Source organism: Superficieibacter sp. BNK-5, from assembly GCF_047456055.1.
Classification (GTDB): domain Bacteria; phylum Pseudomonadota; class Gammaproteobacteria; order Enterobacterales; family Enterobacteriaceae; genus Superficieibacter.
The window spans coordinates 2,057,508-2,070,124 of sequence record NZ_CP179893.1 but is presented as its reverse complement, the minus strand read 5'-3'; the positions used below and the strand labels follow the sequence as shown (position 1 = coordinate 2,070,124).

Annotated in this window: 18 protein-coding genes; 6 read left to right on the top strand and 12 right to left on the bottom strand. The window is 51.0% G+C overall.

All coding sequences use genetic code 11. The features are described from left to right. The first annotated feature begins 12 nt into the window (after positions 1–12). Positions 13–918 carry a fimbrial protein gene (locus ACMGGS_RS09935; protein WP_414165919.1) on the top strand — a complete coding sequence of 302 codons (906 nt, stop codon included), beginning with the start codon at positions 13–15 and terminating at the stop codon, positions 916–918. Then, a complete protein-coding gene (locus tag ACMGGS_RS09930; RefSeq protein WP_414165918.1) occupies positions 905–2,299 on the top strand; it encodes an EAL domain-containing protein in 1,395 nt (464 codons plus the stop codon). Before ACMGGS_RS09935 ends, ACMGGS_RS09930 begins: the two co-directional genes overlap by 14 nt. Before the next feature lie 67 nt (positions 2,300–2,366). On the opposite strand, the gene ACMGGS_RS09925 is transcribed toward ACMGGS_RS09930, so the two are convergent. Further along, positions 2,367–2,627, bottom strand: a complete 261-nt coding sequence (locus tag ACMGGS_RS09925; RefSeq protein WP_414165917.1) for a helix-turn-helix domain-containing protein — start codon at positions 2,625–2,627, stop codon at positions 2,367–2,369. 126 nt (positions 2,628–2,753) lie between these two features. Between ACMGGS_RS09925 and ACMGGS_RS09920 the strand changes: the two genes are divergently transcribed. After that, on the top strand, positions 2,754–2,999 hold the full coding sequence (locus ACMGGS_RS09920; protein ID WP_414165916.1) for a helix-turn-helix transcriptional regulator: 246 nt from the start codon (positions 2,754–2,756) through the stop codon (positions 2,997–2,999). A 379-nt stretch (positions 3,000–3,378) separates the two neighbouring features. Here the strand turns inward: ACMGGS_RS09920 and ACMGGS_RS09915 are convergent, their stop codons facing one another. From ACMGGS_RS09915 to ACMGGS_RS09870, 10 genes are all read right to left on the bottom strand, one after another. Continuing rightward, positions 3,379–3,750, bottom strand: coding sequence for a TA system toxin CbtA family protein (locus tag ACMGGS_RS09915; RefSeq protein WP_045141661.1), 372 nt, complete (start codon positions 3,748–3,750; stop codon positions 3,379–3,381). A gap of 38 nt (positions 3,751–3,788) precedes the next feature. Beyond that, complete coding sequence (locus ACMGGS_RS09910; protein WP_045141662.1) at positions 3,789–4,154, bottom strand: type IV toxin-antitoxin system YeeU family antitoxin; 366 nt, start codon at positions 4,152–4,154, stop codon at positions 3,789–3,791. Between the two features lie 25 nt (positions 4,155–4,179). Further along, the gene (locus ACMGGS_RS09905) at positions 4,180–4,401 is read right to left on the bottom strand and encodes a DUF987 family protein (protein WP_045141663.1); all 222 of its coding nucleotides are present in this window, start codon (positions 4,399–4,401) and stop codon (positions 4,180–4,182) included. Next, positions 4,398–4,940, bottom strand: a complete 543-nt coding sequence (gene radC, locus ACMGGS_RS09900; RefSeq protein WP_045141664.1) for a RadC family protein — start codon at positions 4,938–4,940, stop codon at positions 4,398–4,400. The genes ACMGGS_RS09905 and radC overlap by 4 nt, the downstream gene beginning before the upstream one ends. Before the next feature lie 12 nt (positions 4,941–4,952). After that, complete coding sequence (locus ACMGGS_RS09895) at positions 4,953–5,393, bottom strand: antirestriction protein (RefSeq protein ID WP_045141665.1); 441 nt, start codon at positions 5,391–5,393, stop codon at positions 4,953–4,955. Between the two features lie 31 nt (positions 5,394–5,424). Beyond that, the gene (locus ACMGGS_RS09890) at positions 5,425–6,246 is read right to left on the bottom strand and encodes a DUF932 domain-containing protein (protein ID WP_045141666.1); all 822 of its coding nucleotides are present in this window, start codon (positions 6,244–6,246) and stop codon (positions 5,425–5,427) included. 97 nt (positions 6,247–6,343) lie between these two features. Further along, positions 6,344–6,808 (bottom strand): hypothetical protein, encoded by a 465-nt coding sequence (locus tag ACMGGS_RS09885; RefSeq protein ID WP_045141667.1) that lies wholly within the window; start codon positions 6,806–6,808, stop codon positions 6,344–6,346. 56 nt (positions 6,809–6,864) lie between these two features. Beyond that, complete coding sequence (locus tag ACMGGS_RS09880) at positions 6,865–7,407, bottom strand: hypothetical protein (protein ID WP_414165915.1); 543 nt, start codon at positions 7,405–7,407, stop codon at positions 6,865–6,867. A gap of 38 nt (positions 7,408–7,445) precedes the next feature. Then, entirely contained in the window at positions 7,446–8,333 is an 888-nt protein-coding gene (locus ACMGGS_RS09875; RefSeq protein ID WP_045141675.1) for a GTPase family protein, read from the bottom strand. 104 nt (positions 8,334–8,437) lie between these two features. Further along, positions 8,438–9,397, bottom strand: coding sequence for a hypothetical protein (locus tag ACMGGS_RS09870; RefSeq protein ID WP_414165914.1), 960 nt, complete (start codon positions 9,395–9,397; stop codon positions 8,438–8,440). A 1,041-nt stretch (positions 9,398–10,438) separates the two neighbouring features. Between ACMGGS_RS09870 and ACMGGS_RS09865 the strand changes: the two genes are divergently transcribed. Further along, a complete protein-coding gene (locus ACMGGS_RS09865) occupies positions 10,439–11,023 on the top strand; it encodes an inovirus-type Gp2 protein (protein WP_045141670.1) in 585 nt (194 codons plus the stop codon). Here the strand turns inward: ACMGGS_RS09865 and ACMGGS_RS09860 are convergent. Further along, the gene (locus ACMGGS_RS09860; protein ID WP_045141671.1) at positions 11,020–11,565 is read right to left on the bottom strand and encodes a hypothetical protein; all 546 of its coding nucleotides are present in this window, start codon (positions 11,563–11,565) and stop codon (positions 11,020–11,022) included. The genes ACMGGS_RS09865 and ACMGGS_RS09860 overlap by 4 nt on opposite strands. Before the next feature lie 157 nt (positions 11,566–11,722). Here ACMGGS_RS09860 and ACMGGS_RS09855 point away from each other — a divergent pair, with 157 nt between their 5' ends. Together ACMGGS_RS09855 and ACMGGS_RS09850 are read left to right on the top strand one after the other, a co-directional pair. Then, the gene (locus tag ACMGGS_RS09855) at positions 11,723–12,187 is read left to right on the top strand and encodes an inovirus-type Gp2 protein (protein WP_080336124.1); all 465 of its coding nucleotides are present in this window, start codon (positions 11,723–11,725) and stop codon (positions 12,185–12,187) included. A gap of 85 nt (positions 12,188–12,272) precedes the next feature. Continuing rightward, positions 12,273–12,479, top strand: a complete 207-nt coding sequence (locus tag ACMGGS_RS09850; RefSeq protein WP_045141672.1) for a helix-turn-helix transcriptional regulator — start codon at positions 12,273–12,275, stop codon at positions 12,477–12,479. The last annotated feature ends 138 nt before the right edge of the window (positions 12,480–12,617 follow it).

Genomic DNA, 12,617 nt, shown 5'->3' with positions numbered 1-12,617 from the left:
CAGGAGACCCCCATGCAAAAACTCATCGCTTTTGTTACCTCGCTACTGCTGCTCGGCTGGTCTGCCAGCGCGTGGTCCTTTGCCTGCCAGACCGCAGCGGGCGTGACTATTCCCATCGGTGGCGGCTCGGCGGACGTGTACGTCACCATGGCCCCCTCCGTCAGCGTGGGCCAGAACCTGGTGGTCGATCTCTCAACGCAGATTTTTTGCCATAACGACTACCCGACTTCGATCACCGACTACGTGACGCTCCAGCGCGGTTCGGCCTACGGCGGCGTATTAAAAAACTTCACCGGTACCGTTAAATACAACGGCGCGAGCTACCCGTTTCCGACCACCAGCGAGACCGCGCGGGTGATCTATAACTCCAAAACTGACAAGCCGTGGCCAACCGTGCTCTACCTGACGCCGGTCAGCACCGCCGGCGGCGTGGCGATCAGCGCCGGGTCGCTGGTGGCGGTGCTGATCCTTCATCAGACCAACAACAAGGACGCCGACGACTTTCAGTTTATCTGGAACATCTACGCCAGCAACGATGTGGTGGTGCCGACCGGCGGCTGCGACGTCTCCGCCCGCGACGTGACGGTCGACCTGCCGGACTATCCCGCCAGCGCCACCATTCCGCTTACGGTACGCTGCGCACAGAACCAGAACCTGGGCTATTACCTCTCCGGCAGCACGGTGGATTCTGGCAACTCGATTTTCAGTAACACCGCCGCTGGCCTCGCGGCGCAGGGCGTCGGGGTGCAGATCTCACGCGGCGGCACCATCCTGGCGGCCAACGATACGGTGTCCATGGGCGTGGTCGGCCCCTCGCCGGTAGATCTGGGACTTACCGCCAGCTACGCCCGCACCAGCGGACAGGTCACCGCAGGCAACGTGCAGTCGATCATCGGGGTGACGTTTGTCTACCAGTAGCACGATGATCCTCTCCCCCTGCACGCTGGCCGCCGGAGGGCTGGCATGGCTGATGGCGGACGCGCATCCGCAGAGGGTACACCCGCAGGCGAACGAGTTTCCGCCATTGCCCGCCCGCCGGGTGGTGGTGTATCTCCCGGACGATCCCTACTGGCTGCTGCTAACCCTGCAACACGCCGCCTCGCTGCTGCGCCAGATGCGCCGACCGATGAGCATGCTGATCCTCAGCCGCCTCCCCGCCAGCTGGCTGTGGCCGACGCTGCAAAAACTCACTAAAAATCCGCAGGCGCTGGCCTGCGTCAGGATGAGCAGTTCCGACCTGCCGTGTGCGCAGCTTGCCGCCCTGCTGCGCGGCGGATGCCGGAGCAGTCCGCGACTGGCGTTGCAGGCGCAACGGGAGCGGCAGTCGGGATTTCCTCATCAAGAGGGCCTCACCCCCAAAGAAGTGCTGGCGCTGGTGGATCTCTTCCACGGCGACAGCATCCGCCAGCAGTCGCAGGCCCACCAGCGCAGCCATAAAACCCTCTATTGCCAACGGATGTCAGGACTCAGAAAAATGGCCGGACCGTTTCCCTCCCTCACCGCCCACCTGCCGCATGCCCGACAAATGCCGCAGACCGAAGCCCTCAGCGCTTTTGAACGCGAGTTTATGCAGGCGATCCACAGCCGCCAGTGGTATACGGTGTTTCAGCCCATCGTTAATCAACACCTCCGGCTTCAGGGCTTTGAACTGCTCGCCCGCTGGTATCGCGACGGGCACATCCTCACCCCCGGTGAATTTCTGCCGCCGATCCGCTCGCACTACACCTGGATACTGTTAACCGCCTCCACGATCCAGCAGGCCGTGCGGCAGATTAACGCCTGTGAAGGCCGCTACTATTTTTCCGTCAACATCCCGCCCTGCCTGGCCAACCATCACGCCCTCGTACCTATGATGGACGCCGCCCGCCGCCAGCTTCACGATCCCGCATGGACACCCCAACTGGTGCTGGAATGCGCCGAGACCACCGACCTGCGCCCGGACGAACAACGCGCTACCAGCCTGCTGCGCCTACAGTCGCAGGGTTTTCGCATCATGCTCGATGACTGCTTTTCCCACAACAGCGTGATATTGCCGGTCAGAACGCTGCGGTTCAGCGACTACAAGCTGGATAAAAGCATCGTCGACGACTGCCAGCACGACGCCCACGCCCGCGCGTTGGTTAAAAGCCTGGTGTATTTCGCTGAACTGACGGGAAGCGGGTGTATTGCCGAAGGGGTGGACAGTGAGAAGAAGCTTGAGATGCTGCGCGGGATGGGAGTGACGAGTTATCAGGGGTATTTTATTTCGTTGCCGGTGACGGAGCGGGAACTGGGTGGGGTGATGGGGAGGTATGGGTGAGAGTTTATGACGTCCTGATCGCCCCGGGCTAAGCAAAACGATAGCCCGGTAGTGACGGTGATGATCATTATCTATTCATAAAACGCATTAATTTACGGCGATCGATTAATGTTCCATTCTCGTCATAATAGCGGCTGGGCCAGATCGCCGAGGGTTCCATTTCCAGCGCCTCCGCAATCAAATGCTCCCCTTTCGGCCATGGGCGGATCAACGCATTCGCCAGCGTGGAAGAACGCAGCCCTGCCTGACGGGACAGTTCGGCCATCGATAAATGCTTTTTCTTAAGCTGGGCAATAATATCCGCCGGATGCATATCGGTTCTCTTCATCTCCTGCTCTCCTTCGTGGTCAATCAACAGTTCAAATTTGCGACACAAATACTAAGTAATACTTAGTACATTTTCAACTATCAGATCTCAAAATTGCGATTCCGTTTCCAGACTTACAGGATCATCATGCTGCCGCACCGTTTGAAAGAAGCGCGTCTCAAAGCGGGTTTATCTCAGCAAAAATTGGGCATTCTGGCGGGCATTGATGAAGCCACGGCCAGTGCAAGAATGAATCAGTATGAGCGAGGGATTCACACCCCTGATTTCGCGCTGGCGTGTCGGCTGGCAGAGGTGCTGAAGGTCCCGGCGTGCTATTTTTACACGGTTGAGGATGATTTGGCGGAAGTGGTGATGGGGTGGCTGGAGAGGTGATTGACGGGGGGAGATTGATACGGAGGAAAGAGATGGGGAGTGTAGATAGTTAGGGGAATTGGACAGCTTGGTTTGAGAAGATGGTGCGAAGGCCGGACTCGCACATTAAAATTAACTCCTTGATTTAAAATAAATAAAAACAAAATCATTGTTTGTGTACCAACATAGATACCAACACGTAAATTCATTGAATTTGGGACTCGAATCGGGGCAAAGCCAAGTGAACAAAAATCCCCCTAAGAGTAGATGATGCAGATAAAGATGAGGAGCAGGCTTTAGCCTTGGCGAACTCCTCATTATCTTTTTACTGGTAGCTTCCCTACATTGGACAGCATTGTATCAATGATGTCGATATCAACATTAATTGACTTCCCATTGCTTATAGCTCCTGATGATGACCTGCCGTTACCCTGGTAACAGTTTTGTGATCGCTGCGTTTCATCAGGCCAGAGGCTTTCCGGGCACGTAGAATATCGATACTGGTGATGAACGGTGACTTCTCCATGACAGAGCAATCATTACAGTCAATTCTCACCAGTTCATATTTTTCGACAAGAAAGTTCACCGCATCGCAGAGCGATACTCCAGCATCAATGTGTTCCAGTATGGTGGTTTCATTACTGAACGGTGTGTCATTCAGCGTCAGACCATAGTGCTGCGACAACAGATGAGTCAGTAACCGCTGCCAGATTTCAACGGGTGACAGACAGCTCTTAGCCGCCCGTGTCAGGTGTGATGATAAGGTTTGCATGATGTTTACTCCGTGATGCTCAGGGGATAAGCGTTAAGTTACTGGAACTCAATCTGATCAGGATAGATAGCAATGTAGACATAGCCGCAGGAGCCGAGTGTGTCTGCTTCGCAAGTAAGTCCATTGTGATATAGCGTGACGCAGTGCTGATGCCGGGGAGAGAGTTCTCCGCTGGTAAGCATCAGCTCCAGTTGTTTGAGTATCAACAGAAAGGCCTGATCCAGGTGCAACGCCTCATCGTCGCTGAAAGCACCGTTGAATCCGGCCCGGTCAGCGAGAAAATGCAGGCAGTTGCCTTCCTGCACCAGACGAGCTCCAAAACAGGGTGTGATCGTACTCTGTAGCCCCCACTGCTGGCAGGCGGGATTCTCCGGCTTTGTACCGGATTCTGAGTGATTGTTCATTATTGTTCCTGATTAAAGGGAAGGATTAATTAAGAGTAACGCTTCGAAGAATGACATAGGGACCATTGCGGTCCTGACGACGTTCAGCAAATACAGCCAGAACGCCGCGTATATCTTCCAACTCGCGGCCAGCATAATGGCAGATACTGCCTGACCATTTATATTTGCCCGTACGGAAGCGAAACAGTCGGGAGCCAGGATGTCGCCGGTACAGGGTCATTGCCTGACGTTTACTGATGATTTTCATATCCAGCCTCGCTCAGCGAACGACACAATGCCCTCTGAGCCGATGACCAGATGATCGAGCGTGTTCACATCGACCAGTCCCAGCACCTCCTTCAGTTTGTCAGTCATCTGGCGATCGGCATTGCTGGGCTCCGGATCGCCGGAGGGATGGTTATGCACCAGTACGACAGCTGCAGCATTGAAGCGAAGCGCTGACTTCACAACCTCACGTGGATGAACCTGTACCTGATTAACCGAACCGGCAAACAGCGTTTCGCTCTCCAGTAAACAGTGCTGGTTATCGAGATAAAGCACCATGAACACTTCCCGTTCTTGTCCCGCCAGCAGTAACCGAAGCCAGTCACGGGCAGCAGTGCTTGAGGTAAAGGCTATACCGGGCTGGCGCAAATATTTATCCAGTAGGTTGATAGCGCGGCGGATAGTCTGTTGGGCATAGGGTGTCAATCCGGAAGTCGCAGGGAGCAGATAACCATGTTGTGCCAAAACCGTCAGCGGAAAGAGTTCAGGCTGCGATGGCACCGGGGATAATGCAGCATTCATGTTCGGCATTCCTCAGTCGATAAGATGCATAATAGCGCTGCATTCCGGATGGTTCAGCGCGTAGCCGCGTAAGCGATAATAGTGCTCAGTCATCGCGTCACATTCGATACGACAGGCATGGTGGCTGTATGCCATCAGGCAGACCGCTATACCGGCAGCCTCTCCGCTCATCTCCGCATCGTTGCCATTCATCGGGTTGAACAACGTCCATTTCTCACCATCGGGCTCTGGAGCCATAAATGCGCCGCCGTTGCTGAGTGTGTAAAAGCTCCAGACGCCGCCGCTGTAATCAGCGTACAGACGATCCATCCAGCCAAATATTCGGGGCTCAAGGGTTATCCATTGTGGGATGGAGCCAAAGTGCTGTGGCCAGAAGCCGATGCGTAACTCGTCAGGGACCACCGAGGCAGTAATTGCTGTCTGCTCAGATAACTGAAGGTGTTGTATAACCATTAAACTATCTCCTTATGCCGTAACTGTTTTTTTAACGACCGAAAAACGCAAGCATGTTTTCTGCCATCACCCACAGGGCGCGATTGAGCTTCACATCGCCATCAATACCGATAACGGCACGGGTGCGGCTGTTTTTCCCCTGTGCGGTTCGCCCTGACAGACCACCTTTCATCAGGTTCTCCTGCACCCGCTGATAGACGGTCCACAGGTCATCGCTGTAGTCCTCCTGGCGACGTGGGGTCAGCAACTGCGATACCGTGACCGGCTGGTGGTCCTCACCAAATCGATACTTCAGTGCGGCATTTGCCAGCGCGTGACGGGCCGGGGCTGGTAGCGCCAGCGACTGCATTGCATCACGTTTCTCATCCACCCGATCAAAGACCCCGAGCACTTCGTAAGCTCCCTCAATCACCTTCTCGACAACATTACCCTTATGCGGCACCCGCACTTCGCCAAATGACTGACCGCAGACCAGTCCGTTGGTACAAACACCACGAAATAATCCCGGCAACATCTGGTAGCTTGATGAGCCGTCATGGCTATTAAGCAGAATGATTTCCGGCACCTGATGCCCGGTCAGTTGACCGGCACGGCGCAGGCGCAGCATGTGTTTGGTGTGCTCCCGCTTGCTCTGGTCCCGAACCTTTGTCTGACAGGCAAAGAACGGCTCAAAGCCTTCCCGCTGCAGACTTTCAAGGATGGTGATGGTCGGGATGTAGGTATAACGGTCTGAACGAGATTCATGTTTGTCACTCCCGAACACACTGGGGACATGACTCATCAGCTCTTCGTGTGTCAGAGGCCGGTCACGGCGTATCTGGTTGATACGGCCAAAACGGCTGGCTAATTTCATGATTAGTTCCTTTAAAAGAGACAAAAGAAAACGCCCTGCTCGAATGAGCAGGGCGCTGGTGGTGTATTGCTGATGTTTTAAGCGTTGTGGGTAAGACTTACGGAAGGGCAAATTTCGGTACGCAGCCATTATCGCCAAATTCAGGAATAACGGCAGCTGTACCGTTGAGCGTAAATGCGGCTGGTTTTGCGCCGGTTCCCGAGACAATAACGCGCTTGCCGCTACGTAATTTATTCCATGCCCACATCACATTGTCTGAGCCCACATGAGATTCGCTTTCGCTGATATTCGCTTCTTCTTCGTTATCAATTTTCATGGTCAGCTTCTGGCCACCGTCCATGCCGACCTGGTGGCCGTTTACATCAGTGAATATAATGGTCACCGCCTGTGAACCAGTACTTTCGCAGGCAAGGTATAACTGTGACTGTCCCTTACCGAGGATGGTATATTCAGTGGTGCCCTGAGCGTAGCCGCTTGTCCAGGCATCGTGGCTACCAAATGCCATTGCTTGGGCGGATAAAAGAAGAGTGAGAGCAAAGGGGATACAAAATTTAAGTATCATAGTTTTAGTCCTTTAAATGAGTGATGAAGGGAAACACTGCTGATAAGGCGTTTATTTCATTCGCTGATAGTGAAGGTTCCCTTGTTGGTAAACACACGGGCTTCAACGAAGCTGCAGTTAATCCCCTTCTGCTGAAGCGGGTTGCCGAAATGCCACGTCAGGCCATCGGCAAACTGCATAGTAGTGGGGGTAAACTCTCCCTTTTTAGGCACCCAGCCTTCAACCGTAATGCCCTGATAGGTGACTGTTCCTTTTGCCAACAGCAGGCACCTGCCCCGGTTTACGTCAATGTTCTTGATCTGGATGTTGTCAGTCCTGGCGATAACAGTGACAAGCAGCTCGAAACCACTCTTCTGAACATCGAGTTTAATAACATCATTTTCAGCTGCTCCGGCAGGCAAAGACACAGTTGCCAGTAGTGCCATGACGGCGGTGACGGGATAAGTTGTTTTCATATGAGTCCTTAAGACATGATCAATCCTGCGATTCATCGCATTGATTTTTAATAAATAAAATTTCAGGCTCAGCAATCCCTGAGAGATTCTATAACCTGATATTAATAGTGGATAATGAATAAACCCGATCGGTTCGATCGACAAAATCGATCGTGATTCAGCAAAATTGCTTGTTGATGGTATTAACCGAAAAAGAACGACCAGACACTACGTGCTGCCCGGGCGACGGTATGGGTCACCGCATGCAATGCCGACCGTGCCACCAGCGGCAACGGGGCCAGGTCAATGACCTTATCAATAACCTCCACCACGGCATCGCCAAAACTGCTGCTGGCGGTGCTGACGACGGCTTCGGTGCGATACGCGGTCTGCAGATGTGGCACCAGTGGGCTGCGGGCCTGCTTTGGGAGACGGGTAATCATCGCCTCCACCAGACGGGACAGACGATAGCGACCCCGGACCGAGACCGGCAGAATATCGGCTTCGGCAATACCAAACTGTCGGGCCACTGACTGTTGCTTCTGCGAGATGCGTACAGCCTGTAATGCCGATGGCTGCGCGGAAAGCCAGTTCCATTGCTCTGCTGGTTCGGTCTTGTCCGCCTGGTTGAGCACCCACAATACCGGCGGTAGCGGCCCGCAGAACTGCGCGAATACGTCCTGATAAAACTGCTCTTCGACTGAGAAAGCACGATCATCGGCTTTGAGCACCCACAGCACCATATCAAGTTGTGGCATCAGTTCGCGGTAGAGCTCACGATATTCGTCATCACGTGCCTGACTCTCGCCAACGCCGGGCAAATCGACCAGGGTCAGGAAGTGGTTGCCGAAACGCAACCGGACACGCTGCGGCTGACGGGTACAGGCTTCCACAGCGTTCACGGCACAGACTTCACTGCGGAACAGGGCGTTACAGAGCGACGACTTGCCGACACCGGTTTTCCCCATAATGCCAATCACAGGTTCATACGTGACCAACTGGTTAAGCTCCTGCAGCAAATGCTGACGTAGTGCATGTGGGTAACGTCGCAGATGGCGTCGAATAAGGGCGTAGCCCGAGGGATGTTTCATACCGGCCTCTGAATGAAAAAAGGCCATCCGGTGGGGATGGCCTGTTGGAGTTAAACGGGAGGGAATTCAGTAAGGTGATATATAACTGAGAAAAGGTTAAAAAATTAAGTCTTATTATACTGCTCGTAAAATTTCTCAATTAGTTCATTAACCACTTCTTTTTTTGAGTAAAGCCTGAGGATTTTCTGAAGCTCCTCTAGTTTTGGAATATTTTCTTTCTTGATGTCAAAATGCAGATCGGAATATTCTTCTTTATTCTTCCTGTTTTTCCAGGATGATAATCCGCTCGACATTTTTCCCTTAAGGCTTTCTGCGACAATGTCACCATTGGCTGAATACCCATGAATATAATCAAAAAAAGCCATAACAATGTCTTTGTGACTAAATCCTGAGGCTTCACAAAATTCAATAATTAATGCAACCTCTCTTTCCGACATTGTGGAAAGTATGATATTCATCCCTTTATCTTTAAGGTAGCTATAACAATACTCTATTTCATTTTGCTCTTTTTTTTGCTCTAACCAGAGATGCATCTTGTTTATTTTTATTTTTCGCCAGTCGTCTGCGTAATTCATGATTTTTTTCGGAACATCATCATGGCACCATGAATACATTTCTTTATCAATCCACGCAAGAATTGAATAATACTCTGAGTCAGAGTGTGTATTTAATGATTTGTTATTAATGATGTCTCTTAAGAATCCATATTGAGTATCTTTGATGAGTATATTAAAAAGAAGCCAGAGACATGCTCTCCGATCCCCTTTTAACCAGTTGGTGTTTTCTTCTGAAATAGCAAGCTCATGATAATCTTCAAGCATTCTATTGATTGTGTTGTCAATATCACCAGTTCTGGCATCTGATTTATACAATGCATTTCGGATGAGTTTTTTAACTAAATTAAAATCAGTATAATTCACGCCTGAGATGTAATGTCTGGTTTTATTTCGTTTTTGTAAATAATGAACATAATACACAAGTTCTCGTTCACTGCTCTTTAGAAGTTCTTCAAGTTTGGTGACTACGGGAACCTCAACACGTTTACCATTCTCATTAAATGCCATTTCATTCTCCATGCAACACATCAATCACGGCGTGACTATGTAGTGATGTTATCATGATAACTCCATGTCTCAACCATTGTTTTTACGTTATCTTTCCATTCATTAGACGTATGATTGCCATCCTGATTTACTGCTGGCAGGCTCAAGAAACAGCTCTTTTGTCGGCTATCGTTCTTCTGTTATCCGCAATTTTCAGCAAACAGGGTGATCTGAGTGCACTTTGGTGTATGCAAGGCAATGATGGATCTCCATTCGTACCAGGAGCAACCGATATGAGAACTAACAGAATGATCAGTTCACAGTGTCATCAAAAATTTTGATTACTCAATAAAAGCATTCTGTAGTGGGCTTATGGCGGTACGTTGTTTACATTCGAAAATAGCATCGGGATGTCTCTGCTGGCAGCACGCTTGTGATGTCTCAGAATGCTGGATAATTCCCCCGATATCGGCGCACGTTCCTGGATGATTAATTTTTTACACCGCCCAGCAATTTTACGACGCGTTACCCTTTCAGGCCCCTGAGCCGGAGCAGTCGTTATTCCAATATACGATACGGGAGGTGGGGTACCCGTCACGCTGACGTAAGAGTGAAAATATATTATACGCCGATGTATCACTGAGTTGAAATGAAGAGGTGATAAAATGTCGTTTGTCTTCATAAGTGCCGCACAGTGGAAAACCGACAGTTCGCTGACCAGACCTTCAGAATAAATTCATTTAGGTTATTAGTGTTATTTTATAAAGTCGCTATCTCCTGCCGCTGCTTAAGCCACTCAACGAGAGATCAGTGGACGACTTGCAGCTCAGCTTGATTAAACGTATCTCCTGTCCCTGGTACACTCATACTGACCGGTCTCAGATATTATCTTGCGAACGACAAGCACAATACCTCCTCACGTCGATAGTGTACGTCCAGTTACAGCGCGTAGGGTAATTATCCAACGTACCAGCATCCGATCGATAACCGAATTCATCCCACTCGGTAAAAATTCACATCCTGGTGTAATCCCATGACCACTATTCATCATGGGATAACATCATGCGTCACAATATCAATCGAAACCACATATCAGATCATTCGCTACAGAGCGTGTTATTCGCTCATCATAACCAGCTATTTGATTGCTACTCGAAACTCTTAATGCTGCGAGTGGACTTTGCTTACCGCCGGAACAGTAAGTCGTTTCACCACGCCGATGTAAATCAACTTGTCGCCGAAATGACCTGGCTGACAGAGCAATGCCATGAGTTATCCGGGCTGGTGGGGTATGCCTGGGTATTGGAATACGGGGAAGATCACCGCTACCACATTCATGCTGCGTTTTATCTCAATGGTCAGCGCCACAGGAAGGTCTGGTGCTTCTGGGAGTCCATAAGGGACCTGTGGGAGGACATTACGAACGGAGAAGGCTACGCGCACAGGTGTGAGCCTAAGGGACATTACAGGGTACGGGGAGAGCGTGTTATCAGTTTTTCCGACAACAGAGGGCGGGAGGGCATGCAATACATCCTGAGCTACCTGGGCAAGCAGTCGCAGCGGACAGAACGCCGGATTTACAGAGTCAGCGCTGTTCCGGCACCGGTGTCGAGCGGCAGACGTCGCTCATATGTTCCCGGACGTTAATCCAGTTTTACTTGGCGGTTCTGAGAATAGGTATAACGGAACTTATCACCGTAGATGGATTCCGTATCCAGCACAAAGTCCAGCTGTTCTGGGTCCCGTGAGGCCCACTTCAGGCGCAGCAGGTCTTCCGCACAGCTTTTATCTGCCCCTCTGGCTTCCACCAGAAATATTTCCTCTCCCACCCTGAAGGAATCATTCGGGCGCGGGCCACCAATCACGAAACATTCAGCGTGAAGGCCCAGTGCCCGAATCGCCCCTACGAAGATATTGTTATCGATGGCATCTACGGGTTTGCCATTGACCGTCACGGTAATCCCGTTAACAAAGGCCGCTCCCATACCGTTGTTGATGGCATAAATGCCCCATTGATTTTTGCGACCATCGTTAGAGAAATAGGCATTTATTCTTGGCTCTACAGAAATATGGTTGTGCCTGATTTCCTCTCTGCCCTGCCAGATAGCGAATCCAAGTGAGATCATGGCAATGATGATGCCTGCAGATGCGAGGATCGAGTCCCGGTACGTTGTCAAAAAATGGCGCATGAATGGTGTTTCCTTACGATAAATCAGCTGCGTCGCTGCAATTTTGCAGGTGAGTACAGATTGTAATTAAGGTAAATAATACTGTTTCTAAAGAAGAAATCTTTCTAATTAGCATCCCTTCTCCTGAATTTTCATCACATTACCCCAATGCTGATGGATGATGCTATCCAGTCGTGGTACTCCATCAATCTCCCCAACAGCGACATCTAACGATGCCGATCCTCAGTCTCATGATCTACTTACCATTGCCATCACCATCAATGGGCTGGTGGGTTACGCATGGGTGCTGGAGCAAACCGAACATCATGGTTATCACATCCACGCAGTGTTTTACCTCAACGGTCAGAAGCATCGCCAGGTCTCGACTGTCTTTGAAACACTCAGGGATACCTGGAAGTATGTGACATGGGAAGAAGGACATACACACCGTTATGAGCCTAAAGAGCGTTATCGCTTGCGAGGTGAATGGGTGACGGCGTATGACGATATCAAGTGCCGTAAGAACATGCAGTACATCCTGAGCTATCTCAGTAAGCAGGAGCAGAAGACTCTGGGCGTAATCTGCCAGTTGAGTGATATCCCTGCCCCACCGGGGGCGGGTAGACGGCGGAAAGCAAGTTAAAAATTACGCCGGAGCCCCATCGTTTGAAGGAGTCTGCGTTCACCATACCTGGCTCCTTCTCCTCATTCACTCTAGGAGAAAAACGATGACAACTGATTACAGCGTTCTTAACGACCAGTTGGTGACGATGGCGTTTATCACCCGGCGCACGGGCCTGACGGATAAATGGTTCTATAAGTTGATAAAAGACGGCGAGTTTCCGAAGCCCATTAAGCTGGGCAGAAGCTCTCGTTGGTTGCAAAGCGAAGTAGAAGCCTGGCTACAGCAGCGTATCGACCAATCCCGCCAGTGATATCAAATCAAACCTTACCTCCTCTCATGTTTATCTGAATTCCCCCCACAGCATACTCGCCAGACTGCCTGACATAGGCGGCTTTCGCCTGCGTGCTGTATGGCGAAGGTCCCATACTATGAAACTAAAGATGCTTAT